Below are 25,059 nucleotides of genomic sequence, written 5' to 3' on the forward strand. Positions count from 1 at the left end.
CGATAATTGCATCTTTTAATTTTCAGTCTAATACCGAGTCAGGTTTTGCCCCGTTAATATAATGGTGCGGCAATAAAATGGGCCTGTATTACTGAAAACAACTTCAAATTAAATTAAGGTTATATAATGTCTAACTTCAAGAAAAGTGTATTGGTTGCTGCGGTATTGTCTCTGTCTGCTTTCGCGGCTAATGCTGCCGATCAGGGTAAAGGTACGGTGACTTTTAGTGGTTCTATCATTGATGCACCGTGCTCGATTGTGGCAGATGCCGCTGATCAGGTGGTTGATATGGGGCAGGTTTCTACGGCAGCACTGGCTAACAAAGGTTCTTCAGAGCCACGTAGCTTCAATATCGGTCTGGAAAAGTGTGATTTTGCCACGATGAAAACGGTCGCCATTACCTTTGACGGTACACCAGACGGTGTGGATACCGAGATGTTGAAACTGATTGGTTTAGCTGATGGCGCAGGTATTGTGATCACTGATGAAGCCGGTGCCCCGATCAAACGTGGTGTTGCTTCGACCGCCAAATCGCTGGATAAGGGTAATAACAGCCTGAAGTTCTCAGCTTATCTGCAAGGTACCAGTATAACTGAAGGCAGTGTCATTCCTGGCGAATTCAGCAGCGTGGCTAACTTTACACTGGCTTATAATTAATAAAATCATTCCGCCCTCTATTTAAGAAAAAAGCATGTGGGAGAAATCCCATGTGCTTTTTTTAATGCTATCAAAGACCATAAAGAATAAAGCTAATTTACTGCCGAATGATGTAGCTAAAAATAGCGTTTATTGCTGATCACTTACTGATATTAGTGATTCGGGATCGTGATCATATGCATCCAGCGCCCCAGATACGCATCTGGTTCACCGCATTGAATGATTGCGAGCCGCCGCTAACCTGCATGACTGCCAGTGTCTTTCCTTGAGAAGGACGAACTATTTTGGCTATACGAGGTAAGGCACTTGATATGCTTTGTCAGAGGTGGTGGTTGCCGGCGGCGGTTGTACAACCTAAAGGTGCAAACGCCGCCGGAGGTTCAGATAAGGTCAATTCGGTTACAGCGACAAGCGTGGCAGCCAGGCCGCGCCGCGCACGCCGCTGGAGTCGCCATGAAGCGCTTTGCGGATCGGGGTGTCGCACTCACCACCAAATACAGATTGCGCTAGCAGTTGCGGCAAAGTGGTATACAAGCGATCGACATTACTCATGCCGCCACCCAGTACAATCACGCCGGGATCGAGGATATTCACCAGTACGGCCAGTGCTTTGGCCAGTCGCCGTTCGTAAGATTGTATCGCCTGCTCGGCATAAGTTTCACCTTGCGCTAGCCGTGCCATAATCTCGTTTCCTTTCAGATGGTTGCCGCTGAGTCGTTGATAGGTGGTCTCAAAGCCGGTGCCGGAAATAAAGGTTTCATTGCAGCCCGCTTTACCACAATAGCAGGGGACATCGCGCAGATAACGCTGCTCTTCTTCATCGGGCCAGGGCAGGGGATTATGACCCCATTCACCCGCTACGCCGTTATCGCCTACGTAAACACCCTGTTTTACCGCCACGCCTCCGCCACAGCCAGTGCCGATGATGACGGCAAAGACCACTTTATATCCGGCACCCGCGCCGTCAGCGGCTTCGGATATGGCAAGGCAGTTGGCATCGTTAGCCACTACCACCGGTCGTTGCAGCAGCGCGGAAAGATCACTGTGTAATGGCTGACCGTTCAGCCACACCGAGTTTGCATTCTTCACCTTGCCGGTATGACGGGAAATGGTACCCGGGATGCCAACACCCACAGTTCCTTGCCTGCCCACGCGGCTTTCTGCCAGCAGCACCAGCTCAGCGATAGTCTTTATGGTGGCGGCGTAATCGTTTTTTGGCGTGGGCACCCGATGACGAAAGTGCTCGACACCCTGGTCATCCAGCGCGATAACCTCGGTTTTGGTACCACCCAGATCGATGCCAATCATCATGATGCTTTTTCCTTATTTTTCATTCGCTGTTTTAACTGCGAAAACAGGCTACGGAATACCACGATAAAGATGATAAGTGCGCCCCAAGTGGCGGTTATCATAAAGGGATCAAGGCGCATCAGGTTAAGCCCGCTGGAGATGATTTGTAGAATGATCACCGCCAGCACCACACCGGAGATGCGGCCAAATCCACCAAACGGACTGACTTTACCTAGAAACGCCGCCAGTACTGCCACCAGCAGGTAGGAGTCGGCATAGCTGGCCTTCACCGAGTTGAGCTGACCTATCATCACCAGTGATGTTAGTGCGGCAAAGCAGGAAGAGAAGGCATACTGCATCACGCTGGTTTTCACCAGGCTGATGCCGGAGTATTGGGTTGCGGTGGGATTCGAACCCATCATGTATAGGCTGAAGCCAAAGCGCGTTTTATTCAGAATGATGGTCGCCGCCACGCTGGCCAGCAGAAACAGAATCAGCGCATTAGGCAGGCCGAAGCTATCGCCGTTGCCGATGTTGAGCAAAATGTCAGGGAAGCCGGATAGCGTGTAGCCTCTGGTCAGCACCACGTTAATGCCGGAGATCAATGTCATAGTCCCCAGGGTCACCAGAATATCCGGGATCTTGAGTAGCGAAATCAGCAGACCATTGATCACCCCAACCAGCAGGCAGCTCAGCAGGCCAAGCGCAATAGCCAGCAGGATAATTTCATTGCTGGCGGTGCTCATCTGGCCGTTGGCAAAATGTTGCAGGCACAGGGCGATCACAATGCCGTTCAGGTTGGCAGTGGCGATAATCGACAGATTAATCCCGCCGGAAAGCATCGAAATCATCATGCCGATGGCTAAAAGACCAATAATCGGTAGCTGATAGGCCATAGATATCAGGTTTTGCGGGCGGATAAAGCGTTCGCCATTGAGTGCAAACATCAGCAAAAATGCCCCGATAAGGACCAGATAGAGTGACAGATTTTCCGAAAAGATTGCAGAAAGACGCAACCTTGCAGGCGTATGGGTTTTCATGGTTCCATTCCTCATTATTCTACTACCACTCTTACCTGGGCCCGCTTCTGCCGCAGTAGCTGCAGGGCATTCAGCGTGATACTGACCAGAATCACCATGCCGATGAACATGTTGTAGTAATACGGTGAGACTTTCAGTAGCGTCAGGCTGTTACTCAGGATGGCGAACAGCAGCACCCCCAGCAATGTGCCCAGCACGCTGCCGCGCCCACCGGTTACCGAGGCCCCCCCCAGCACCACTGCGGCAATAACCTGTAGTTCGGAGCCGACGATAGAGTTAGGGATCACCGTCTGCACTATCGATACCTGAATCAGACTGGCGAAGCCGGAGACGGCCCCGACAAAGGTATAGATAAATAAGGTGGTACGACGCAGGTTAAAGCCAACACGCTCGGCTGATAGTGCATTACCGCCCACCGCGAAGATACTGCGCCCCAGCACGGTGTGTTTGAGGAAAAAGTGCAGGAAAATCGCCAGCATGAACCACAGACAGGTCACCAGGCTTAGCCCATACCAGGCACCATTCGCGGCCTGCATCGGGAGGATTTTAATTTCGGCCAGTTGCAGCAGGGAAGGAGGAATGTCGTAGATCAAATTACCCTGTGTCACCACATACAAGGTGCCATAGAACAGGCTATTGGTGGCGATAGTGACGATGATTGCCGTTATCCTGAAGTAGTAGATGAGCACGCCGTTCAGCAGCCCCATCAAGGCACCGAGGATCAAACTACAGGCGATCGCCAGCCAAATATTGTCCAGCCCAGCCTGTATGAACCAGAATACAACAACGTATTGCACCACCTGAGCGATGGCGGTGAAGGAGACATCAAAGCCACCGGAGAGCAGCACCAGCATTACGCCGAGTGCGAAGATACCCAATACCGTCCAGGTTTTCAGCAGGCCGGTAATGTTATCGAAAGTCATAAATGAGGGATTGATACTGGTGATCACGATTGACAAGATCACGATCAATACCAGCAGCAGCGTTTCCCGCTTTTTGAAGAGATTTAATACGCCCATCAACGTTACCTCGGTCTGATGCCAGTATTAATGGCTTTCCATTTCACGCAGTAGTGCATCGTTATCTACGTCGTTTGTGAGCCAACTTTTACCGAAGCGGCCACGGCGCATCATGATGATGCGGTCACAGTTCGCCAGTAGCTCGGGCAGTTCGTCAGAGATAAAAATGATGCCCATCCCTTCACTGGCTTTGGTTCTCACGGTCTGATAGATATAACTTTTTGCACCGACATCGATGCCAACCGTTGGGCTGTCGAGGATGAATACTTTAGGTTTCATCGCCAGCCATTTTGCCAGCACGACTTTTTGCTGGTTGCCGCCGGAGAGCATACGAATGGGCTTGGATTGGTTATCAAATTTCACCTGCATCCCTTTCAGATAGCCTGCCACCGCATCGCGCAGTTTACCGCCGTCCAGCAGCTTTATTGGATTGAGATAATGATCCAGCGTGCAGATGGCGGCGTTGGCGGCAATACTCTGATCCATCACTAACCCTTGCAGCAGGCGATCCTCGGGGACATAAGCGATACCGTTTTTAACCGCATCCTGGATACTTTTGATGGCGATGGGGCGGCCATTAAGATGAATATCGCCGGACTGAGCCGGTTCAACGCCAAATAAAGCCATCGCCAGCTCGGTACGCCCAGAGCCGAGTAATCCGGCAATACCCAGCACTTCGCCCTGATGCAGATCGAAGCTGATATCCTGGAAACTGTTATGTTTAGAGAGGCTGCGAACGCTCAAGAGAACGTTATCGCTGGCGTGTGACTCATGTGCTGAGAAGGCCAGTTCATAGCCCAGCATCATGTTTTCAATCTGGCCGCTGGTCAGGTTACTGACCGGAACGGTATCGATAAGTTTGCCGTCACGCATCACCGTAATGCGATCGCAAATCTCTAGCAGCTCATTGAGCTTATGACTGATAAAAATGAATGAGATACCCTGCTCGCGTAAGCGGTACAGGATCGCAAACAGATTGTTGATCTCGGTACGGGTCAGCGCGGTAGTAGGTTCATCAAGGATGATCAATTTAGAGTCGTTAATCAGTGCACGGGCGATTGCCACCAACTGCTGTTTGGCAATAGGGAGTTCCTCTACCGTGGCCTCTAAATCAAGGGTAATACCGAGCTGTTGGACGATTTGTTGGGCTTTATTTTTAAACCGGCCGGAAAATACAAACGTTTTTTTATCGTTTAGCATCTGGCTGATATAAATATTTTCCAGCACCGTCAGGTTAGGAAACAGCGACAGATCTTGATAGATGATACCGATACCTTGTTGCGCGGCTTCAATGGCGTTGTATTTATCAATCTGTTTACCGTTGATGGTCAGGATGCCACGATCGTACTCCAGCACCCCGGCAATAATTTTCATCAATGTCGATTTACCACAACCGTTTTCACCGACCAGCCCATGAACTTCCCCCTGGTTAATATCGAAGCTGACGTTATTTAACGCAATCACGCCATCAAAGGTTTTCGTGACGTGTTCAATGGACAAAAATTGCATAATTCCCCCAGGTGTGGGTGGATAGCCCCCGGCTGGCGGGGGCGAAGTATACCGGTCATACTTCAAGCCGCAGGTGTGTTGGCTGCCTTTGCGCCCCCCAGCCACTTACTGATGTAAGCTCCTGGGATTTGCTCAGTTGCCGCCTTCCTGCAACTCGAATTATTTAGGGCCTAGAAGTCGTATTTTTTGTAGTTTTCTTTGGTAACGGTCAGCGGTTTATCAAAAATGATATTCATACCGTTGATTTCAGGTTTGCCCAGTCCGGGAACTTCCAGCCCCGGCTTGATCTGATCGCGCTTGCCATCCAGCACCATTTTGGCAATGTAGGCCATAGCATAGGAGGCTTCGCCCGGGCTCCAGAGGATCGACTCGGTAATAGCACCGTCTTCCAGGAAGCGGGCGCTCTCTTTCGGCGAGGTGGTGCCAATGACGGTCAGTTTGCCGACTAAGCCTTTTTCACGTAGTGCTTGTCCAGCACCGGGTGCGCCCTGACTGCCGAAGGACAGCACGCCTTTCAGGTCCGGATAGGTTGCAATCAACTCGAGGGTTTTTTGGCGTGAAGCGTTACGATCTTCGCTGACCGGGAAGCGTTCGGCCACCAGTTTCATTTGCGGATATTTTTCTTTCATTCGCTTGATAGCGGCATCAGCCCAGATGTTATGAGCGGGTACGGTCAACGAGCCGACGTAGATGGCGAATTCGCCTTTCCCACCGGCATGTTTGGCAAACTGGTCCATCATATAGCGGCCAAATTTTTGGTTTTCGATCATTTCGACATCATAATCAGCTTCTTTCTGGTTGACCGATTCATGGGTGATCACCACAATATTTTGCGCACGGGCCTGTTTAAATACCGGTTCGACAGAACTGGCGTTATTAGGCACCACCAGCAGTGCATTGTTGCCCTGCGAAATGCTGTCGCGTATCACGCTCACTTGTTGCTGCTCATCAGCAGAGGCAGGAGCCTGAAAGTAGGTCTTAATGCCAAAATCTTTTGCCGCTTTTTTCAGGCCAGTTTCATAATCATTAAACCAGGCGGAGCGAAGTTTAGGGATACCGACCATCGAATAGGTTTCGTCGGCGGCGTATGCAGGCACCGTAGTACAAAGGGCTGAAAAACCAAAGAGTACCGTGAGGGCCAGTGTATTTCGTATTTTCATGATGTTGTCCTTATAAAGTCTCTATTCAGGCAGGATAACGCCGCTCAGGTTCGGGAATTGCACCGGCATTGCCGATCTCAATGACTGCACCCTGGAATCGTTCTTCGGTATCGAGGTAGTAGAAAACATCGTCGCCGATATTACCGCTCTGTACCACGTCGTAACCGCGCGCTTTATAGCGCGTTAGCGCTTTTTCACAGTCGGCGAAATAAAGTTTCATATGATGCAGACCGTAACCGTGCTTCTCGATATATTCGTCATAAATGCTGTAGCCAGAGACAGGTTGCATTAACTCCATCTGCACGCCGTTAATCCAGCACACCGCGATTTGATAAATATGTTCGGCAGGTTTACCACGATAAAGTGAGTTGTTAACGTTATGCGGGCCGTAGGTATAGACATCCCACGGGCCGATATCAAACGCTTCTGTGTAGTGTTTCATTGCTGCATCCAAGTCTTTGACCAGATGGGCAATTTGAATGATGTCGCCGTCTTTCATGACCAGGCCCTCAGGCAAATTTATGGGGTAGACCTTCAAGGTTTGTATGGCTGGCTTGCATCGCGTCCATAGAGATATTACAGCGTTCAATTAGCATCATGGTGACGATGTCGGTGAATAAAAACAGCGACTGTTCCAGTAGGGTGGACATCGGCTGAATGGAAGGGACTTCCTCTTCACCACCAAAAATCTGCCCTGGTACGCGCACGGCTAAATCGGCATATTGGCCGTGTTCGTTTTCCGGATGCGCGGTGAGTAATACGATGCGGGCTCCGGCTTCTTTAGCCAGCTTAATGATGTTCAGTTCGACGTTGGTGACCGCGCAATGCACGATTAGCAGGTCGCCTTTACCGAGGTAAGGCGTGGTAGTGTCGTACACCACATAGCTATCAAACCCCATATGTTTCAGACGCATAGCAAAACCACGTACGGATAGTTGCATCCTGCCCATGGCATAGAGCTGTATGGTTTTGGCTTGACGAATCTCTTCGATTAGCTGCTCAATTTCTTGTTCATCCACTTTCAGCAAAGTGGTTCGGTTTTCTTCAATGACCTTTTCGACCAGATCGTGATACTGAGACATTTCTATTTCCTCGGGGTGGCGCAAAGAGAGAAGGTAAGAAAGCTATCTATTGCCCGCTTTAGTTTACAAATATGTAAATTATTTTATTGCTGGCTGTTAAATATCCTATCTTTTATTTTACAATTTCTTTTGGTTTTGATCACATTTTACGTATTTTGGGCTTTTTATTAGCCACTTATTGACTGATAAGTGACCTTTATCACAGTTTTAGCGGGTTATTTTATTTTTTGAGGAAAAATAGACCAGTAAGGTGTTATAAATTAGTGAGTTTATTTATTTCCAAATTTGTTACTTATATTACTGTGTCATTTTACTTATTATCGCCCTTTAGGTAATGACTGCTTTATACTGGTCATCTGCTGCTACTGTGGAATGGCATAACGGGCGAAAATTTTGGGAATATGCGAACAGAAAACATGGCGAAATTGAGCAAGCTGGACAGGATCTATCAGGAACTGGTGCTGCGTATCCGCAGCGGCATTTACGTGCAGGGGCAACGATTGCCCACGGAAAATAGCCTGTGCAGTGAGTTTTCTGCCTCGCGCCCAACCATTTCGCGGGCGTTGGCAAAGCTGCGCTCAGAGGGGGTGATCAGCAGCACTCAGGGGTCAGGACATTATTTGATGACGCAGGAGAATGAACCTGCGCAGGCTCCACTTCAGCACGAGGTGCAGACGTTTGGCATTCTTTCACCACGGATGGAAGAGAACGAAAGTGGTTTCCTGTTTGAGCAAATCTTCAAATCCATTGCATCACTGTCGCAGCGGTTTAATTTCGATTTGATTTGGAACGGCGTGATGACGCTGGGCGCAGGTGCCACCCGTCAGGCCGTCTTGAACAAAATTGATAATGTCATTGAACGCTACCTGCGTAGCAACGTTAGGGGGGTGTTTTTTATCCCAATAGAATTCCACCCCTATGCCGCCGAGATTAATCAGCTAATTTTAAATAAGCTGGATCGGGACGGTCTTGGCGTGGTGTTACTGGATAGCGACGTCGTGCCCTGGCCGAAACGCAGCCACTGGGATCTTATCGGTATTGATAACGTTGCGGCGGGGCAAGAGGTCACCACCTATCTGCTAAATAACCAGCCGCGTCGTATCGATTTCCTCTGTGAACGTTTTTCCGCGAACACCGTCAACATGCGCAAGATGGGTTACCGGCTGGCGTTGCTGGACGCGGGGATCGTGCCTCAGACTTGTTGGGAACATGAAGGGAATGTGGGCGATAGCGACTTTATTGAACATCTTCTTGCGAGCGGAGCCCAGGACATTATCTGTGCGAATGATTTCACCGCCATGAAGTTGCTGTCGGTCTGCGGCCAGAATGGCAGAAAAATAAATGTGGTGGGATTTGATGACAACGAATATTCAGCGCTACTGGGCATTCCGCTAACCACCTATAAGCAACCTTTCAATGACATTGCGCGGCATGCGGTTTTCACCATGCTGGATCGTTTGCAGTATCCTGACAGCGCAGCCCGCCACTTACAGATAAATGGTGAGCTAATTATCAGAGCGTCGTGTCGGTGGCGGGAGGTGTGACAGACCGCCTGAATTCAATACAGCACTGACTTAGTCATGCCATTTAACTCAGGGTATATCAGCTTGCTGGCGATGACGATCAGGCTGTTCTGGCCCTGTTAGGCAGGGCCAGGCCACAACATTAGCTTAAATCGACATTTTTGTGCCCGAAAAACCACGTCAGAATAAATCCAGCAATATACGAGATCAGTATTCCTACCACATAAACCAACATGCCGACGAAAATCCCCTGTGTCGAGGTCATCAGAGGGATGGAAACCAAACCCGACGGGCCAAATACCGTATTCAGGCCAATTGGCAGACCCATCCAGGCAACGAGGCCGATAAAGAAGCCGCCTACAGCACCGCCCACACAAGCGGTAACAAAGGGTTTCAAACGCGGTAAGGTAACACCATAAATCAGCGGTTCACCAATACCCAATAACCCAGGGAAAATAGCCCCTTTAATCTGAGTACGCAGGATAGAACCTTTTGGTGAGCGAGCGTAAAGAGCCAATGCTGCGCCAACTTGACCGGCCCCCGCCATTGCCAGAATAGGAAACAGAGAGTTAAATCCTTGTGCATCCATTAGGGCGAAATAAACGGGAACAAACCCCTGATGGATCCCGAAAACTACCGCTATCAAGAAGAGTCCAGCCAGGATAGCAGTACCGAATGGGTTACCATTCAGATGCATAAACAGCCATGACATGCCCTTAAAGAGTTCGCCTCCTATAGGCATAATAGCCACGAAAGTGATCGCACCGGTAATCAATAAAGTAATGGATGATGTCAGGATCATATCCAGATTATCGGGAATAAAACGACGGACCTGGCGTTCAATCCATGCGCCCAGAATACAAGCCAGCAGCACGCCGATGATATTGCCACGCGGATCAATCACCAAGCCAAAAAAATTTTCCATGCCAGCGTAATAGCCGACGGTGCCATCCGGCACATAGCGTAAAATAAATAATGACGCGATAATCGCACCATTGACTCCCGTTCCGCCAAAGGCTTTTTGTGTATTAAAACCAATCAAAATGCTCAGGAAAGTAAACAAACCGATGCTGAACACTTTCATATAAGCAATCAGCCCCGTTAGCCATGCGGCTTGGGTCACACCGTCCGAGACCAATGTTTGCTGAAGCAGGGTTGAGATCCCCAGTAACAATCCGGCGGCAATAAATCCTGGAATCAAAGGGGTAAAGATGGTCGCGAATTTGGTCAGAAAATTATGAACAGCGCTTTTTTGTTTCGCTTTCATTTGGCTCTTGTTCTGGTTCGCCAGCACTTGTAGATCAATATTATCAACAGGTTCATACATCTGCTGTGGTTCAGCGTTCAGACGTGTATTCATCATCTCGCTTGCTGTCTGAGCTTTGCCCGGCCCGAGAATAATTTGCAGTTGATCGTCGCCGTTAACCACGCCCATCACACCGGGTATTTTCTTCAGATCTCCGTGTTGTATCTGTTGGTGGTCTTTCAAGGTGAGACGCAGTCGCGTCATGCAGTTTCCGCATAAAATGATATTTTTACGCCCACCAATCAGGGATAAAATCTGTTCTATCATCGAGCCAGTTATTTTCGCCATGATTATGCTTTAATCTCCTGCAACGCTTTGCGAGTAAACCCTTTGTTTTGCTTCAGGATCGCACTGGCGTTCTCAGCAGACATGCCACTAAGAATCATCACAATTGCGGTTTTGCAGTGGCGGTTGCATTTATTGAGCGCACTTTCAGCTTCATCGGGGCAACACTCTGTCGCCTGGACAACAATATTGACCTGGCGCTGCACCAGTTTGGCGTTCGTTGCCTCGACATCCACCATAAGATTGCTATAAACCTTACCGCTACGGATCATGGCACCTGTGGTTAGCATATTCAGAATTAATTTCTGCGCGGTTCCCGCTTTCATCCGCGATGAACCCGTGACCACTTCCGGGCCGACCAGTGGTTCAATAACGATATCTGCTGCTTTACTCATTTCGCTATGCTGGTTACAGGAGATAGCGACCACCGTGGCCCCGAGATTACGTGCATAGGCCATCGCCCCCAGCACATAAGGGGTACGGCCGCTGGCGGCAATGCCGACCAGCACATCACCGGCATTGAAGCCAAGGTTACGTAGGTCTTGCTCACCCATTTCACGGCTATCTTCTGCATTTTCAACTGCCTGTAAAATCGCCGTATTCCCGCCCGCGATAAGGCCCACCACCATGTCACGCGGAGTCCCATAAGTCGGTGGGCACTCACTAGCATCTAGAATTCCCAACCGCCCGGAGGTGCCAGCACCGCAGTAAATTAATCGTGATCCATTGGCGAAAGCCTCTGCGATAAGATCAACCGCTCTGGCTATTTCAGGTAGTTTTTCTTCCACAGCCAGAGGCACTTTTTTATCTTCATTGTTGATCAACGTGAGCATATCCAGTGTTGAAAGAGTATCAATTTGATAACTGGCGGGGTTTCGACTTTCCGTAACCATCGTGCTTAAATTAATCTTCATGAGGACTTCCTTTTATTTAAATTATCGGCGATGGTAAGCAATTATTTATTTATTAAATGTGATGACTGTCACGGCAAAATCTATTCTAAGCATCGGGGGGAGGGGGAATAAGTCCGGATAAATAAAATAAAATAACTAAAATATCTTCATTATATTTATACAGTTACACCGCAGTATTAAAAAGTGTACCACTAGAATAATCTGTTACCCGTCATGGAGAAATTGTTGATGTCGATTCTGAACGAAATAACCTGGTTGCTACCTGAGCTTGCCGAAAATCAACAAAAAATAGCAAAATATATTCTTGAAAACCCGGAATCTATACTGAGTCTATCTTCCTCCCGCTTCGCTGAAAATGCCGGAGTCAGTCAGTCAGCAATCGTAAAATTTAGCCAGAAAATAGGAATGAAAGGGTTTCCCGCCTTAAAAATTGCGATCAGTGAAGAATTGGGAAGGAATAACATATTTAAATCTTATCCACATAAAGCATTGCATAATTCTATTTCATCGGAAGATTCACTGATGGTGATGGCACAAAAACTTGCGCACGAGAAGACGGCCTCTATCATGGAGACCACCCGCAAGATAAATTTTTCAGTTTTTCAGCATGTTGTCTCACTCATCAATGCTGCTCAGCGAGTACAGATTGTGGGAATTTGGGGCTCAGGGCTTACAGCAAAAGATCTGAGCTACAAATTGCAGAAAATAGGCATATTTACCCTGGTTGAGTCTGACTTGCATGTGCAGATTGCCGCGGCACTTACCCTGACCTCAAAAGATGTTCAGATTGTTCTTTCTTTTAGTGGCAGAAGGAAGGATATGAAGATTGCAGCAACGATGGCAAAAGCGCAGGGAGCCACGGTGATAGCGATCACCGGCAGTAAAGTCTCTCCGCTGGCTAAAATCGCAGATTATGTGCTGGAAAGTGTTTCGGATGAAAATGAATGGAGAAGTTCGTCTATTTCATCGAGAACAGCGCAAAATACACTCACCGATTTGATTTTTCTGGCATTGATGCAACAACGGAAAGAAATGGCTAAGCCACTTATTCTGAATGCCAGTATGACTATCAATAATCTGGATGATTGATGTGTCACCGTATTGGTTAACTCAGAGCGAGGGTTAAGTCTATAGCGTTTAAACAGGGGGACTCGCCTGTATTTTAGCTTATGATGATATATCAATTATTGTATTGTCAGTAGTACTTTCATGGTTTGACTCAGTAAGTATTTATCACTTCATCAACCTTTTCAACCAATCCTCCAGGCTTACCGGGAAACTGGCGATTGAATTCTAAACGTCGCCATGAGTTCCTGGTTTTCTTGTTTAGAATTATGTCCATTAATAGTCGAAAGGTGAAAAGAAAACGTAACTTAAAATATTGAAATAGATAAAAATAATATAGGAGCAATCTCATATGGCGCGAGAATTATCTTATGGTATCTATGGTTCGTCTGACAATAAAAAAACCTGCATTAAAAATAATCGGTTTAACTAAGCCGTTAAACTGTAATGGCAGAGTTTATAAGATCAGTTTATGGGATAATAAAATGAGTATAAAAACACAATAAATATTCCTGATGCTAAAAAATTATTCCTTGCATCATCTCTGTGGGTATCAGGTTTTAAGTAATTAACCATCAAAAAAATAATAATTATATTCCTTTTGGCTCGAAAAGTTGAATCAACCAACTGTGATAATTATCACTTTATTCCTTATGGTAAAAAGTAAAATCCCTGAAAAACATAACTAATGGAGGAGTTTATGAAAAAAATAATACCCGCAATATTCTTATTTAGCGCCTGTACCTACGCAGAGGTTGTTCCCGATACACAACTTAAAGGCATGTGGAAATCTCCCCAAATGTCGGCTGAAAAAATCATTGCTAAAATGAGTTTTGAAGAAAAACTTGGGCAGATAATAATGTTAGATGTTCGTTATTGGGGGGATGATAACCACGGAAATAAAAAACCTTTCACTGAAATTAATGATGATATCAGTAAAGTGATTCACGATTATCATTTAGGGTCGATCATTCTTTTTCGCGAAAACTTGATTGATACTCCACAGACAGTTGAATTAATTAATCATCTTCAGCGTGCGCGCAGTAATTTACCGCTGTTTATTAGTACTGATCAGGAGGGGGGTTATGTAACACGCTTACGCGTGGGTACCGAAATGCCAGGAAATATGGCGCTGGGTGCGACAGGATCAGCAAAATTGGCTCAGCAGGTCGGCAGCATTCATGGTTATGAATTATCCAGCCTTGGTTTTAATTTTAATTTTGGCCCAGTGGTTGATGTCAATAATAACCAAAATAACCCTGTTATTGGTGTGCGCTCTTACTCAGACGATCCGGTGCTGGTGGGGGAATTAGCGCGTAGCTATATCAATGGTATCCATAAATACAATGTACTCACTTCGCTGAAACATTTTCCAGGCCACGGTAATGTTAGCTCAGATACACATTTCGCCCTACCAACCATCAATATTGATAAAGCTGCATGGCAGCAGGTAGAGTTGAAACCGTTCGTGGAAGTCATGCCTGTTAGCGATGCTATTATGACTGCCCATGTTGTGGTGCCAGCGTTGGATGACACCACTTTGACAAATATCAAGGGTGAACCAGTCGGTACCCCGGCCACGTTGTCGAAGCCGATCCTGACTGATATTTTACGTAACCAACTTAAATTTGATGGGCTGATCCTGACGGATGCGATGGATATGGGCGCTATTACCCATAATTTTGATCGCAATTGGTCGATCAAGCAGGCCATTTTGGCAGGTAATGACATTGTATTAATGCCGATGGAAATAAAGGATAGTGCCAGTATTGAGCAGCTTAATGCGCTTTATGATTATTTGAAAGCCGAAGCCGTAAAAAACCCAGAGCTTAATCAACGCATTCAGGATTCGGCACAACGGGTGATTTACACCAAACTCAATAAACGAATTTCTCCGATGCCTCATGATGTCGCCATGGCTGAAAAAGTCGTCGCGTCAAAAAGTCATAAGGATCTTGAGAATTTTATTTCCGAGCAGGCTATTACACTGATTAAGAATGATAATGTTCTACCTTACCGCCTTAATAAACAGAATAAGATAATGGTTTTTTCCGATGAAAAACCGCGTAACGAGCTAATTAAGAAGCATCTTGATGATATTGCGAATGAATTTAATGTCACCTTTGACGTTAAAAATCAAGTCATCAAACTGGATAAGGACGATATTAACGCCGAAGATATAGCAAAACAGATTCAAGGCCAAAATTTTATTATACTGGCCACCTACAATCTCAAGCTTAATCCAGTTAATGCCCAGCGAGTTATCGATGCGGCGAATAAGGCTAATATACCGCTAGTCGTCATCTCTAGTCGTAACCCTTACGATATTGCTTATTTATCCGCGGTGAAGGCAAATATTGCGATTTATGGCATCACTGGATTCGATGTTACCAACAACGTGCGTAACAGTCTGGAAACTAATATTCGCAGCGGATTAAGAACGCTGTTCCAGGGACCAGAAGGAAAATTAAATGTACTCGTCGAACCACACGGGAAATTACCGGTAGACATTAAAACCCCTGATAATAGCCAGATACTCTATCCGCGTGGTCATGGATTAACAACGTTATAAAAATCGCTGAAGGTAAAAATGAATATATTAAAAGGAATTATAGTTTTTAGCGCGATAACAATGTGCATGCCAATATTGGCGGATGAGTTTGAAACTAACTACGATCAGGAAATTAGTAAGCTAAATAAAAAAATACAACAAATAGAAAAAGAAAAAAAAGAGATTCAGGATAAACTTAAGAAAAAAGCCTGGAACTTTGAAACCTATATAGGTTTAGAACAAGAAATAGATAGCGATGATGGTTGGAAGTTTATTAAAGGCAGTATGGCGACGTCACCGTATGTCGGTGCCTATATGTACCAGAATGACTCATTATGGCTATATGATGTTCAGTTCTTGAAAACCTATTTGGACCATAATCAAGAGTATGACCGGACGCGCTGGCAGGCTGGGGTAACCCGAATATTTCCCTTTACCTACCATGGTCAGAGCGGTAATACAAAGTTGCGCTTAGGTTATCGTAATGATAACTGGCATTTTTCATCAATAAATAATCCGGCGCTGGCGGCTCCAGAGTATCAAGGGGATATCCGCAAAGGCGAAGAACGGCACGAAATCTGGATCCGCCCACAAGCGTATTATAAATATTCAGACAATCTGAGTTTTAACGCCAGTTTGTCATTCCGCTTGATTGATCGCAAATTGGACTATGCACGCGCGAAAGGGGACTATGGTGTATATAAACGGGACTGGAGCCAAATCAACGAGCACTTCGCTGGCGCAAATATTACCTTTAACCCAAAAAATTCACTCTGGTTGAACTATTTATACATCGATGAGCAATTGGTAAATACGCTTTATAACAAAGAGCATTTCTTGTGGGGGATTTACCGGTATAAATTCGATAACGGATTGCTAGTTATGCCTTACACCCGACTGGCATTGGTTAAAGGTACGCAGAGTTTTCGTGATTCGAATAACCATGAAACCTTATATAAAGAAAAGAACCGCAGCCGTTATGGTTTACAACTGCTGTACCCTCTTACGAAGCAAACCTCAATATTTGCAGATACCTATTACCGCCCGGAGCAAACCTGGACTGACAGTCATAAAACCAGCAACAATTTTTGGTTCTGGGCTGTGGAATTGAGGCATAACTTCTGATATTGAATCAGCCATATCAGAACATTCATTTATTAATAGCGAGAGACAAGGAATGAGGCATTTCCTGCAAACATTATTGTGTCTGTGTTCATTTTTCATTATCAACGCTGGCATAGCCTGCGTGACTCAAGAGATTATTTTAGGCATTGATCAGGAAAATATTTATGGGCCACTGCTTAAAAATAAGCGAGTTGGCTTAATGGTAAACCAAAGTTCGCTTAACAAGGCGGGGCGTCATAGCATTGACAAATTGTTATCTGAGCAAAATAAATTCGGCTTCACTGTAACGACATTATTCTCTGTTGAGCATGGTATCCGTGGTAATGCCGATGCTGGGTTAGGTGACGATAATCATATTGATAAGCAGAGCGGTCTACCCATTATTTCTTTATATGGGCGGGATAAAGACGGGCGTGTACGGGCGCATCCCACAGAGGCGCAGTTATCTGATATTGATATCGTCATTTATGATTTACAAGATGTTGGGGTGCGTTTCTTTACTTATACCATCTCCATGCATCATATGCTGGAAAGCCTACAAAAATATCATAAACAATTTATGGTATTCGACCGGCCTAATCCACTCGGCAATCATGTATACGGGCCGATTCTTGAAGAAGAAAATATATCAGGTATCGGTATGCATCCCATTCCGATGGTTCACGGACTGACGTCGGGAGAATTTGCCCGCATGATAGTCAATGAGGGCTGGTTAACACATTTCGATGATACCAGTTGGCAGGCAGTCGGTATTAAAGCTTACCAGTTTCCCCCCGAAGATTTGACTGTCATTGCTATGGGTAATTATACGCACGATACACCTTATTCATTGCCTGTGAGGCCTTCGCCAAATTTACGCAGTGATCTGTCTATTTATCTTTATCCTTCCCTGGGGCTATTTGAGGCCACCAGTGTCAATATGGGAAGAGGCTCAGACCATCCCTTTGAGCAACTGGGTTTTCCTTCCCGAGCGTTTTATGTCAACACCTGTTATCAGGTGGATATTAACCAGCAAAAAACCGGTTGGCCGCATGCTGGCAAAGAAGTGTGCGGCGAGGCGTTTACCGCCACCGATGTCACTCAAATTAAACCCACGATCCGTTATTTTGTTGAATGGTGGTTCAAGTTTAAGGATGCCGGTTATGCAACGGCCATCGCCCCACAGTTGGAAGCTAATTACCTGGATTATCAGGAAGCGTATTTTTTAATCCGGCCTCTCTGGCTGGCCAAATTAACCGGTACGCGTAATTTGGTTAAATTGATGGAAGAGGCTACCGAAAGAAAATTGACCATTGAGGAAACCGTTAATTACATTGAGTCCCGCTGGCAGCCCGGCGTCGATAATTATATTACGTTACGCGAGAAATATAAATTATATGCCAACTAATGGGCATTGCAGGTAGGCAGCAAACGATTTGCACAGCATTGATGCTGGCATGCAAGGTGTGAGCCTCAAGGATGAGGTTCATTCGGATCGAAAAATGGCTCGGTTTATTCATTTTTTCTTAGCTGAACACCGAGCCTTGACCCATGACAAGGCGGCCGGGGCGCCAGCCACTTTATAATCAGGGCCGTTTGTCTTCTCACTGGTGTTAAAGCATGGCTTATCAACTTAACCTTAACTGGCCCGAATTTTTAGAAAAATACTGGCAAAAACAACCTGTGGTATTAAAAAATGCCTTTCCGAACTTTGTCGATCCTATTACGCCGGACGAACTGGCGGGGCTGGCGATGGAGACCGAGGTCGATAGCCGTTTGGTCAGCCATACCAATGGCCAGTGGCAGGCCAGTCACGGGCCGTTTGAGCATTTTGATAATCTGGGTGAAACCGGTTGGTCGTTGCTGGCACAGGCGGTGAATCACTGGCATGCCCCGTCAGCTGAACTGGTGCGTCCGTTTCGTGTGCTGCCCGACTGGCGTTTAGACGACCTGATGATCTCCTTTTCTGTACCGGGCGGCGGTGTCGGACCACATATCGATCAGTACGATGTATTTATCATTCAGGGGATGGGTAGCCGCCGTTGGCGAGTTGGAGATAAACTGCCTTTGAAGCAGTTTTGCCCGCATCCGGCGTTGCTGCACGTTGAACCTTTCACACCGATCATTGATGAAGACCTCGAACCGGGCGACATTTTATATATTCCGCCTGGTTTCCCTCACGACGGTTTTACTCACGAAACTGCGCTTAACTACTCTGTCGGATTCCGCGGACCCAATGGCAGGGACTTAATCAGCAGCTTCGCTGACTATGCGCTGGAAAACGATCTCGGCGGCGAGCACTACAGCGACCCTGATTTAACCTGCCGGGAGCATCCGGGGCGAGTTGAAGAGTATGAACTTGATCGACTGCGCCGGATGATACTCAACATGGTTAATCAGCCGGAAGATTTTAAACAGTGGTTTGGGTGCTTCGCCACGACGCCGCGCCACGAGTTGGATATCTCTCCAGCCCAGCCAGCTTATGAACCGGATGAGATTGCCGATGCCTTGATGGATGGTGGGGTCTTGACGCGCCTTAGCGGGCTGCGAGTGCTGCAAGTCGGCGATAGTTTCTTTATTAACAGCGAACGGTTGGAAATGGTCGATGCTAAGGCCGTTGATGCTCTGTGCCGTTACACCGTTATTGGCCAGGAAGAGCTGGGGGACGCGCTACATAATCCGGTTTTTGTCACTGAGTTAACTGAATTGATTAATCAAGGCTACTGGTTCTTCGACGAATAAGAATGCGATTAATCGCGGCTTCCGGGGCCTGTCTTGTGACGTGAACCGGCGGCCGTGCTTGAGTTATGCGACGACGGCTTATTAGGCTATTACATTTATACGTGGCAAAATATAAAAAAATAAATGCGCCGGTTTCACCTGAGATGACAAATAGATAATATGGATCGTTCCCGCTTACTAAAATTCCTGTTGCCCTATCTGTGGCCTAAAAATAGCGCCAAATTACGCTATTATCTGGTTGCTGCCGTGATATTTATGGTGGTTTCTAAGGTCAGTACTACGCTTGTCCCATTGGCCTACAAAGCAATGGTCGACACCTTAAGCAGTAGCAATGCCAAGATGCTGGCTATTCCGATTGGCTTTATTATCGCTTATGGAATAGCGAGAATTAGTGCCTCGTTATTTGAGGAACTGCGTAACCTAATGTTTGTGCATGTCAGTCAGAATGCGACCCGGTTACTTGGGTTACGTGTATTTAAACAATTACATGAGTTAAGTTTACGCTTCCATCTGGATAGGCAAACCGGTGGTTTGTCACTGTCTATTGAGCGCGGAACGCAAGCCGTTGCTACAGTGCTTTCACGCCTGCTGTTCTCGATATTCCCCATTCTATTTGAGATAACGCTAGTGTCACTTATCATGTGGCATCTGCTGGATGGCTGGTTTGCTGTTGCCATTCTGGTGACCGTCGGGTGCTACATCTTGTTTACCATTATGGCTGTCAGTTGGCGAACCCGCTTCAGGCGTGAGCTCAATAAGGCTAATGCGGATGCCAACACTAAATCTATTGATAGCTTACTCAATTACGAAACTGTTAAATACTTTGGTAATGAAGAGTTTGAAGCTCAGCGTTTCAATACGTCACGTCAACTGTACGAACATGCTGCAATCAAAAGTCAATTCAGTTTTACCGTATTGAGCCTGGGGCAGACGGCAATTATCTCTGTTGGCTTGGTGGTTATGATGGCGATGGCGGCGCAAGGTATCACTCAAGGTCAGATGACCATAGGTGATTTTGTGTTGGTTAATGCCTATCTGCTTCAGTTATATCAGCCACTCAATTTCTTTGGATTCATTTATTCAGAGATAAGACAAGCTCTGATTGATATGGAGAATATGCTCGATCTGCTAATGGTTAAAAAGGAAGTTACTGATAACCCTGATGCATTGCCTTTGAAATTAACACAAGGTGAAGTGCGTTTTGACTCAGTTTGCTTTGGTTATGATCCGCGCAGACCTATTTTAGATAACGTGAGTTTCACCATTCCTGCGGGTAAAACAGTCGCTGTAGTGGGAGCCTCGGGCGCTGGCAAATCTACACTTTCACGCTTATTGTTCCGCTTCTATGACGTCACTGGCGGCGCTATTTATATTGATAATCAGAATATTCGGGCTGTAACTCAGTCAAGCTTACGTGAGGCAATTGGCATTGTGCCCCAAGATACCATGCTGTTTAACGACACGCTGCGTTATAACATTGCTTACGGCAAAACCTCCTCAACCTTTGAAGAAATAGAACGTGCAGCGAAGCTGGCGCATATTCACAAATTTATCAGTAGCCTGCCAGATGGATATGATACGCGGGTCGGTGAGCGTGGGCTTAAGCTATCCGGCGGTGAGAAACAGCGGGTGGCGATTGCTCGCACTATTCTTAAAAATCCAGCCATATTAGTATTTGATGAAGCGACCAGTGCGTTAGATACTCAAACTGAGCGTGAAATCCAGTCTCATCTACGAGAGGTTAGCCGCGATCACACCACGCTGGTGATTGCTCATCGTTTATCAACAATAATTGATGCTGATGAAATTATTGTATTGGATGCGGGTTCGATCGTTGAACGTGGACGCCATGAGGAATTATTGCTTAAGAATGGGCGCTATACAGCCATGTGGCAAAATCAATACCATGAAGAGGAATAATTTGCGTGGTGATGTGTGACTCCTCCTGTTATTCAAAACAGCGCATCAGAATAAAGGTGCCGTCTTTTCGTTGATATTGATTGATATGTGGCACTAATTGTCTGAAGTGCGCGGTTGCACAATGGGTATCCAAAGCCGCCTGGTCTGGCCACTCTTCAATAAAAATAAAGTGGCCTGGATCTTTATGGTCGATAAATAAATGATAAGAAATACAGAGTGGTTCAAGTTTTGTTTTTGCCACTAACTCTTTATAGAGTGGCATAACATCATTGACGTGTTCCGGTTTTATAAAATCCTCGGCAATGACTTTTAGCATAGGTTCAATAGCCCTAGACTCCGGTAAATTGAGTGTAAACGTATACCGCGAGTGCTATGGCTATCATAATTATCGTTGTTTTTCTCATTTCAGTTCTGCTCTCGTGATAACTAGTTGGTTTTAGGTTGGCAGCCCAAGAAGATAACGGAAAATCAGCTAAAAAACATCGTCCAGTTGCAAAATAGTCAGGCTCAGTTTAAATCCAATCTCCCATCTCTTGCTACCACGGGTTACCGTGGCAGCGCAGTGTGATATCAGCCTGCTTTATCTCGCTTTAGAGGCAATATCAATCAAAAGGAGATAAAACGTGATGTGTATTTATTGAGTAACAGAATGCGTGATAGCAATACTGAGGCTGCAAATACGGATAATAGCAGCGTAAACCTCAATGTTACATCTGATAGGTTATATGCGCTGGCAATAAAATAGAAAATCCCATCATGCAATATGTAAACCCCGATCATTGAAGGGCTGATATAAGCCAGGGTTTTCTTTATCCATTCGTGTTTAGTGTCAAAATTATCAAATATGACAAATAAGCATAAACTCAGTATTAAAACATGCAAGTTATCGAGGAAGTAAGCCGCATTCACTGTTTTATACACATAAATCGACATAAAGCTTTCGTAATAATACATCGAGATTGCGGTTGGCAGTAACAGCACTTTGGCCACCAGACGTATTCTTGGCAGCTTTGTTATTTTCTGACACATTCTTGAGCAAAGGAACCTGCCGGCCATATAATAGAAGATCCACGTCCATAGCCTGAAGTATTGTGGGAAATCAATCAAATAGGGTCTTTCAGTAAATGCACTGATCAGGTCGATGGTGACGGAGAAAATAACCAGACATGAAAGTGTTATTATTGCAGTTCTATTGCTTTTTAAAACTTTGGAGATTATCGGATTGATAAGGTAAATGATGGCAATGCTAAATAAAAGCCAACTTTGCAGGAAATACCCCCGTTTGAAACCGTCCTCATTGATAAAGTAGAAAAGAACGTTCCAGAAGATAATAATAGTTATTATAGATTTTAATTTTCGGAGGATATCTTTTTGATCTATTGCATCATTTGAGTCGATATAGCCGATGATCATGAAAAACAACGGGGTGGCGATAATGGATAAAAAGTACAGAACACTCATTACTTCGCCGCCTAAAAAACACTGCTCAGTACAGGTTTTACTCGCGGAATAGAAAGTAACGGCAGAAAAGCAGCTCAATGTCTTTAGTGCATGTAAACCGACGTTTCTCATAAAGTAGCTTGACTTAAAATAAGGTTAATTGAGAGATGCAGCTTCATAGGGCGTATGGTTAGCATCAGAAACCTTCCTATTTAGACTACTAATTTTTAACTATTTTTGCATACAATCCGAACGCTGTCACGCTTGGAAAACGCAACTAACAGTAAGCTGTAAGGAAATATTTCTCAGATAAAAAGACGTTTCCTACATCCTCCGGTGTTGACATCCTATATATCTTCCCACTCCCAATATGGTTTACTAGAAAGTAGGATAATACATGAAACTATCTGTATGATTTGTAATGATATTTAATTTCGTTACAAACGGATATGAGTTAACCATTCATAGGGTGCTAAGCAGCGCTAACGGGTGTAGCCAATATGATAAGCTGTATGATAGTCGATAACGATAAATATCAAACACTGGGTATGGTAACTGTCGTAAAAAAAATATTCACATCATTAGGATTTAAGAAAGAGATTAAATTCTATCGAAAAGCATTTTATTCAGCAGATGTGATTTTTATTGGCGTCGATGAATTCAGTTTTTTCGAAGCGTTAAAACGTTTGGATAAAGCACCTTCGGAAGCCGATGTCTTTTTGATTTGCGATGCCAGATTGAATAGTTTTTTACAAGGTATCCCCAGATTCAGTAATGTAACCATGATCTTTCGAGAGGATTCAGTTGATACCGTAATCAACAAGATTACGACTGTATTTAAACGAAAACTCCGTGGGCTGAAAGATAACTTGGTTGAGCGTAAAGTCACTAAGGTGTTGGGACTGGCATCATCAGAGCGTCAGTATTTGACACCAAATGAAAATATTGTGTTGAAGCTATTTAATGAAGGTTTTTCGGGCGGTGATATCGCCAGAATTTTGAAAAAGAGTGAAAAAACCGTTAGTGGGCAAAAACGTTCGGCCATGAAAAAACTGGGTGCCCGTACTGACGTTGAGCTCATTAAAATGTTTATGTTCAAATAGTAAAATTAAAAAACTGGATTCTTTGTTACTTTTACCGCCAATTCCAGAGGGATGCTCTTGTGTTAGCGGGCAGGGATGCCAGCATCAAATCTCCGGGGGTGCCCGGACAGCCCCAAAGGTATTTGGGGCTGCTTGATGCTCGTGATGCTAATCTGTTTCAGTAGAATCAGTGTTAAATACTCTTCAACTTGGCAACCGTGCTGTCGATATCGACTTCATGTTCAGAAAATGTATAAGTTACATTTTGGAACGTGGTTATCGATAACATTTTCAATGGTACTGTTTTCTCTGAAATATCGTCTTCCTGCGGTCTGATTTTATTCATCAGTAAATTCACTGAAAGTATCGTGTTGGCTTTGTCGACCTCAGCCTGTGCAGGAACTTCTTTAATGAAGGTATTGAACGACTTGATGCTGGTGAGTTTAATTCTTTCATTAGCAATGAATATATATTTACTTTCAATGGCTACTTTCACTGCAAATGCAGACAACCCTTTGGTATTGGTTGTTGGCTCAAAGGTAACTTCAGCCCCTTTTTTGATCATGTCGGGATTAGCAACTTTAATAACGTGAAAATAACGGTTATCTCCGTTCTCATCGGTGATAAAACCAAAGCCTTTATCTTCAAAAAAAGTTGTTATTCTACCGTTCATCATGCATCTCATATTAGTGTATCCAATGGGTAAGTATAATACAGGTGAATAGCGTTCAGATACAGTCTGACGGTTCATCGGGGCTTTTTTAGGCCCAGTTAAGGTGAATATAAAAATAAAAAAATGTGGTTTTCTGTGCTGGCTACGCAATAGAAAAGGGGCGGTTTACACTTTTTAGCTCTTTTTTGTGATCTCTGCTGTGGACAAAAAACGGTTCTATTGCTGTACTGTATTTGACACACTATTTGTGTCCAACATTCACGTAAAGGTAAGTTTGATGTCTAAGATTAAAGGTAGCGTTAAGTGGTTCAATGAATCTAAAGGTTTCGGCTTCATTACCCCAGAAGATGGCAGTAAGGACGTTTTCGTTCATTTCTCAGCCATCGCCAGTAATGGTTTCAAAACGCTTGCTGAAGGACAGCGTGTAGAATTTGAAATCACCAACGGTGCCAAAGGACCATCTGCTGCTAATGTTATCGCTATCTAAGTAGCCCCTATTTCTTAAAACCCGCCTGTTAAGTTAAGGCGGGTTTTTTATTTCTAGTCTGGTAATGAAAATAAAGGCAAATTTCATCAAATGGCGATCAGCCAGTGGCTATTTTACGATGAGCAAAGGCAGTGCTGAGGAACGTAAATGACCTGAGCTAGAACAGGTATACTTTGAAAAAAAAGACGGTGATAACCAGGCAAAAAACAC

The 25,059-nt window shown here is 45.3% G+C and carries 22 protein-coding genes and 1 pseudogene; 10 read left to right on the forward strand and 13 right to left on the reverse strand.

Annotated elements, in window-relative coordinates; all coding sequences use genetic code 11:
- Positions 1–126 precede the first annotated feature (126 nt).
- Complete coding sequence (locus tag AEP37_RS05400) at positions 127–657, forward strand: fimbrial protein (protein ID WP_049611020.1); 531 nt, start codon at positions 127–129, stop codon at positions 655–657.
- Between the two features lie 158 nt (positions 658–815).
- On the opposite strand, the pseudogene AEP37_RS24655 reads toward AEP37_RS05400, so the two are convergent.
- The 8 genes and pseudogenes from AEP37_RS24655 to AEP37_RS05435 all read right to left on the reverse strand — a co-directional run.
- Positions 816–940, reverse strand: a pseudogene (locus AEP37_RS24655) (NAD(P)H-dependent oxidoreductase); the annotation flags it as partial.
- Between the two features lie 116 nt (positions 941–1,056).
- Complete coding sequence (gene mak, locus AEP37_RS05405; protein ID WP_049611023.1) at positions 1,057–1,968, reverse strand: fructokinase; 912 nt, start codon at positions 1,966–1,968, stop codon at positions 1,057–1,059.
- A complete protein-coding gene (locus AEP37_RS05410; RefSeq protein ID WP_049611025.1) occupies positions 1,965–2,987 on the reverse strand; it encodes an ABC transporter permease in 1,023 nt (340 codons plus the stop codon). Before AEP37_RS05410 ends, mak begins: the two co-directional genes overlap by 4 nt.
- Positions 2,988–3,001: 14 nt before the next feature.
- Positions 3,002–4,006: an ABC transporter permease gene (locus AEP37_RS05415; RefSeq protein WP_049611027.1), complete on the reverse strand. Its 1,005-nt coding sequence runs from the start codon at positions 4,004–4,006 to the stop codon at positions 3,002–3,004.
- Positions 4,007–4,033: 27 nt separating this feature from the next.
- Positions 4,034–5,515 carry a sugar ABC transporter ATP-binding protein gene (locus AEP37_RS05420; protein ID WP_049611030.1) on the reverse strand — a complete coding sequence of 494 codons (1,482 nt, stop codon included), beginning with the start codon at positions 5,513–5,515 and terminating at the stop codon, positions 4,034–4,036.
- Positions 5,516–5,685: 170 nt separating this feature from the next.
- Entirely contained in the window at positions 5,686–6,675 is a 990-nt protein-coding gene (locus tag AEP37_RS05425; protein WP_049611032.1) for an autoinducer 2 ABC transporter substrate-binding protein, read from the reverse strand.
- Between the two features lie 25 nt (positions 6,676–6,700).
- Positions 6,701–7,174, reverse strand: coding sequence for a VOC family protein (locus tag AEP37_RS05430; protein WP_049611035.1), 474 nt, complete (start codon positions 7,172–7,174; stop codon positions 6,701–6,703).
- Positions 7,175–7,184: 10 nt separating this feature from the next.
- Complete coding sequence (locus AEP37_RS05435) at positions 7,185–7,757, reverse strand: SIS domain-containing protein (protein WP_049611036.1); 573 nt, start codon at positions 7,755–7,757, stop codon at positions 7,185–7,187.
- A 401-nt stretch (positions 7,758–8,158) separates the two neighbouring features.
- On the opposite strand from AEP37_RS05435, the gene AEP37_RS05440 reads away from it, so the two are divergent.
- Positions 8,159–9,301 (forward strand): GntR family transcriptional regulator, encoded by a 1,143-nt coding sequence (locus tag AEP37_RS05440; RefSeq protein ID WP_049611039.1) that lies wholly within the window; start codon positions 8,159–8,161, stop codon positions 9,299–9,301.
- Positions 9,302–9,422: 121 nt separating this feature from the next.
- On the opposite strand, the gene murP is transcribed toward AEP37_RS05440, so the two are convergent.
- Together murP and murQ are read right to left on the reverse strand one after the other, a co-directional pair.
- Positions 9,423–10,874, reverse strand: coding sequence for a PTS N-acetylmuramic acid transporter subunit IIBC (gene murP, locus AEP37_RS05445; protein WP_049611042.1), 1,452 nt, complete (start codon positions 10,872–10,874; stop codon positions 9,423–9,425).
- Between the two features lie 2 nt (positions 10,875–10,876).
- Positions 10,877–11,785 (reverse strand): N-acetylmuramic acid 6-phosphate etherase, encoded by a 909-nt coding sequence (gene murQ / locus AEP37_RS05450; protein ID WP_049611045.1) that lies wholly within the window; start codon positions 11,783–11,785, stop codon positions 10,877–10,879.
- Between the two features lie 228 nt (positions 11,786–12,013).
- On the opposite strand from murQ, the gene AEP37_RS05455 reads away from it, so the two are divergent.
- The 6 genes from AEP37_RS05455 (at position 12,014) to AEP37_RS05480 (ending at position 21,167) form a co-directional block, all read left to right on the forward strand.
- A complete protein-coding gene (locus AEP37_RS05455) occupies positions 12,014–12,874 on the forward strand; it encodes an SIS domain-containing protein (RefSeq protein WP_049611049.1) in 861 nt (286 codons plus the stop codon).
- A gap of 676 nt (positions 12,875–13,550) precedes the next feature.
- On the forward strand, positions 13,551–15,422 hold the full coding sequence (locus AEP37_RS05460; RefSeq protein ID WP_049611051.1) for a glycoside hydrolase family 3 protein: 1,872 nt from the start codon (positions 13,551–13,553) through the stop codon (positions 15,420–15,422).
- A gap of 18 nt (positions 15,423–15,440) precedes the next feature.
- Positions 15,441–16,526 (forward strand): hypothetical protein, encoded by a 1,086-nt coding sequence (locus AEP37_RS05465; RefSeq protein ID WP_049611053.1) that lies wholly within the window; start codon positions 15,441–15,443, stop codon positions 16,524–16,526.
- Between the two features lie 52 nt (positions 16,527–16,578).
- Entirely contained in the window at positions 16,579–17,913 is a 1,335-nt protein-coding gene (locus AEP37_RS05470; protein ID WP_049611056.1) for an exo-beta-N-acetylmuramidase NamZ family protein, read from the forward strand.
- Positions 17,914–18,125: 212 nt separating this feature from the next.
- The gene (locus AEP37_RS05475) at positions 18,126–19,247 is read left to right on the forward strand and encodes a ribosomal protein uL16 3-hydroxylase (protein WP_049611059.1); all 1,122 of its coding nucleotides are present in this window, start codon (positions 18,126–18,128) and stop codon (positions 19,245–19,247) included.
- Positions 19,248–19,406: 159 nt separating this feature from the next.
- Positions 19,407–21,167 (forward strand): ABCB family ABC transporter ATP-binding protein/permease, encoded by a 1,761-nt coding sequence (locus AEP37_RS05480; protein ID WP_049611061.1) that lies wholly within the window; start codon positions 19,407–19,409, stop codon positions 21,165–21,167.
- Positions 21,168–21,195: 28 nt separating this feature from the next.
- Here the strand turns inward: AEP37_RS05480 and AEP37_RS05485 are convergent, their stop codons facing one another.
- Together AEP37_RS05485 and AEP37_RS05490 are read right to left on the reverse strand one after the other, a co-directional pair.
- Complete coding sequence (locus AEP37_RS05485) at positions 21,196–21,483, reverse strand: putative quinol monooxygenase (RefSeq protein ID WP_049611063.1); 288 nt, start codon at positions 21,481–21,483, stop codon at positions 21,196–21,198.
- A 290-nt stretch (positions 21,484–21,773) separates the two neighbouring features.
- Positions 21,774–22,739, reverse strand: coding sequence for an acyltransferase (locus AEP37_RS05490; RefSeq protein ID WP_049611067.1), 966 nt, complete (start codon positions 22,737–22,739; stop codon positions 21,774–21,776).
- A gap of 380 nt (positions 22,740–23,119) precedes the next feature.
- Between AEP37_RS05490 and AEP37_RS05495 the strand changes: the two genes are divergently transcribed.
- The gene (locus tag AEP37_RS05495) at positions 23,120–23,710 is read left to right on the forward strand and encodes a helix-turn-helix transcriptional regulator (RefSeq protein WP_049611069.1); all 591 of its coding nucleotides are present in this window, start codon (positions 23,120–23,122) and stop codon (positions 23,708–23,710) included.
- Between the two features lie 172 nt (positions 23,711–23,882).
- Here AEP37_RS05495 and AEP37_RS05500 read toward each other — a convergent pair whose 3' ends face one another.
- Positions 23,883–24,362: a cold-shock protein gene (locus AEP37_RS05500; RefSeq protein WP_049611072.1), complete on the reverse strand. Its 480-nt coding sequence runs from the start codon at positions 24,360–24,362 to the stop codon at positions 23,883–23,885.
- A gap of 277 nt (positions 24,363–24,639) precedes the next feature.
- Here AEP37_RS05500 and cspE point away from each other — a divergent pair, with 277 nt between their 5' ends.
- Positions 24,640–24,849: a transcription antiterminator/RNA stability regulator CspE gene (cspE, locus tag AEP37_RS05505; protein WP_002210315.1), complete on the forward strand. Its 210-nt coding sequence runs from the start codon at positions 24,640–24,642 to the stop codon at positions 24,847–24,849.
- Positions 24,850–25,059: the final 210 nt, after the last annotated feature.

It is taken from the genome of Yersinia pekkanenii, from assembly GCF_001152565.1.
GTDB classification, from domain to species: Bacteria; Pseudomonadota; Gammaproteobacteria; order Enterobacterales; family Enterobacteriaceae; genus Yersinia; species Yersinia pekkanenii.

Excerpts from the sequence above, each read along its gene's own strand:
- AEP37_RS05475 (WP_049611059.1), top strand. The coding sequence starts at position 18,126 with ATGGCTTATCAACTTAACCTTAACTGGCCCGAATTTTTAGAAAAATAC.
- AEP37_RS05490 (WP_049611067.1), bottom strand. The coding sequence starts at position 22,739 with ATGAGAAACGTCGGTTTACATGCACTAAAGACATTGAGCTGCTTTTCT.
- AEP37_RS05400 (WP_049611020.1), top strand. The coding sequence starts at position 127 with ATGTCTAACTTCAAGAAAAGTGTATTGGTTGCTGCGGTATTGTCTCTG.
- murP (WP_049611042.1), bottom strand. The coding sequence starts at position 10,874 with ATGGCGAAAATAACTGGCTCGATGATAGAACAGATTTTATCCCTGATT.
- AEP37_RS05455 (WP_049611049.1), top strand. The coding sequence starts at position 12,014 with ATGTCGATTCTGAACGAAATAACCTGGTTGCTACCTGAGCTTGCCGAA.
- AEP37_RS05430 (WP_049611035.1), bottom strand. The coding sequence starts at position 7,174 with ATGAAAGACGGCGACATCATTCAAATTGCCCATCTGGTCAAAGACTTG.
- AEP37_RS05415 (WP_049611027.1), bottom strand. The coding sequence starts at position 4,006 with ATGGGCGTATTAAATCTCTTCAAAAAGCGGGAAACGCTGCTGCTGGTA.
- AEP37_RS05495 (WP_049611069.1), top strand. The coding sequence starts at position 23,120 with ATGATAGTCGATAACGATAAATATCAAACACTGGGTATGGTAACTGTC.
- AEP37_RS05470 (WP_049611056.1), top strand. The coding sequence starts at position 16,579 with ATGAGGCATTTCCTGCAAACATTATTGTGTCTGTGTTCATTTTTCATT.
- mak (WP_049611023.1), bottom strand. The coding sequence starts at position 1,968 with ATGATGATTGGCATCGATCTGGGTGGTACCAAAACCGAGGTTATCGCG.
- AEP37_RS05435 (WP_049611036.1), bottom strand. The coding sequence starts at position 7,757 with ATGTCTCAGTATCACGATCTGGTCGAAAAGGTCATTGAAGAAAACCGA.
- AEP37_RS05485 (WP_049611063.1), bottom strand. The coding sequence starts at position 21,483 with ATGCTAAAAGTCATTGCCGAGGATTTTATAAAACCGGAACACGTCAAT.
- AEP37_RS05480 (WP_049611061.1), top strand. The coding sequence starts at position 19,407 with ATGGATCGTTCCCGCTTACTAAAATTCCTGTTGCCCTATCTGTGGCCT.
- cspE (WP_002210315.1), top strand. The coding sequence starts at position 24,640 with ATGTCTAAGATTAAAGGTAGCGTTAAGTGGTTCAATGAATCTAAAGGT.
- AEP37_RS05465 (WP_049611053.1), top strand. The coding sequence starts at position 15,441 with ATGAATATATTAAAAGGAATTATAGTTTTTAGCGCGATAACAATGTGC.
- AEP37_RS05425 (WP_049611032.1), bottom strand. The coding sequence starts at position 6,675 with ATGAAAATACGAAATACACTGGCCCTCACGGTACTCTTTGGTTTTTCA.
- AEP37_RS05500 (WP_049611072.1), bottom strand. The coding sequence starts at position 24,362 with ATGAACGGTAGAATAACAACTTTTTTTGAAGATAAAGGCTTTGGTTTT.
- AEP37_RS05440 (WP_049611039.1), top strand. The coding sequence starts at position 8,159 with ATGCGAACAGAAAACATGGCGAAATTGAGCAAGCTGGACAGGATCTAT.
- AEP37_RS05460 (WP_049611051.1), top strand. The coding sequence starts at position 13,551 with ATGAAAAAAATAATACCCGCAATATTCTTATTTAGCGCCTGTACCTAC.
- AEP37_RS05420 (WP_049611030.1), bottom strand. The coding sequence starts at position 5,515 with ATGCAATTTTTGTCCATTGAACACGTCACGAAAACCTTTGATGGCGTG.
- murQ (WP_049611045.1), bottom strand. The coding sequence starts at position 11,785 with ATGAAGATTAATTTAAGCACGATGGTTACGGAAAGTCGAAACCCCGCC.
- AEP37_RS05410 (WP_049611025.1), bottom strand. The coding sequence starts at position 2,987 with ATGAAAACCCATACGCCTGCAAGGTTGCGTCTTTCTGCAATCTTTTCG.